Origin of the sequence: Ligilactobacillus acidipiscis DSM 15836, assembly GCF_001435755.1 — a bacterium.
Classification (GTDB): Bacteria; Bacillota; Bacilli; order Lactobacillales; family Lactobacillaceae; genus Ligilactobacillus; species Ligilactobacillus acidipiscis.
This window is the reverse complement of sequence record NZ_AZFI01000358.1, coordinates 1-533: the sequence shown is the minus strand read 5'-3', so window position 1 is coordinate 533 and position 533 is coordinate 1. Positions and strand designations below refer to the sequence as shown.

At 36.6% G+C, this 533-nt stretch carries 1 protein-coding gene; it reads left to right on the top strand.

All coding sequences use genetic code 11. The features are described 5' to 3' along the window. Positions 1–63 precede the first annotated feature (63 nt). On the top strand, positions 64–321 hold the full coding sequence (locus tag FC65_RS11115; RefSeq protein WP_056972810.1) for a helix-turn-helix domain-containing protein: 258 nt from the start codon (positions 64–66) through the stop codon (positions 319–321). Positions 322–533: the final 212 nt, after the last annotated feature.

Genomic DNA, 533 nt, shown 5'->3' with positions numbered 1-533 from the left:
GCACTAAAAATTAACTTTCAACCTTTAGTTAGAAAACTGGTTAGAAAGAAAGGGTGACTAGTTATGAGATTAGCAGATTTAGAAACAAGTTTTTCTTCAATTCCTGTGGACGAAAAATTTATTATTGATACTATGGCAGAATTATACGCAAAACGAATTGAGAACAACGTCTCGCAGCAAGAATTAGCTGCAAGGATTGGCATGAAACAGCCGCAAGTGGCTAAACTTGAAATGCTGGAATCTGTACCAACTTTAAAGACCTTGAATCGGTATGCTAAAGGGTTAGGCTTGAAATTAAAAGTCGGCCTAGTGCCGGCTTAAAAACCTTACTAATTTCAATAAAAAAGTCCCTATAATCAACGAGAATCCGGTTGTGCTTATTTTGCTTTATTATGTTATTATGAGCTATACAAAATAAAATAGTCGGTAGGAAATGAGACTGTGATAGAGATATGTTCACTAGCTAGCTAACTTGGAGTGATTACCAGGTTTGAAAGTGATTGCGAATGACATTCGGCCTCCTGGTAGAGCAT

Bases quoted from the DNA above. Each gene is read 5' to 3' on its own strand.
- FC65_RS11115 (WP_056972810.1), top strand. From the start codon at position 64: ATGAGATTAGCAGATTTAGAAACAAGTTTTTCTTCAATTCCTGTGGAC.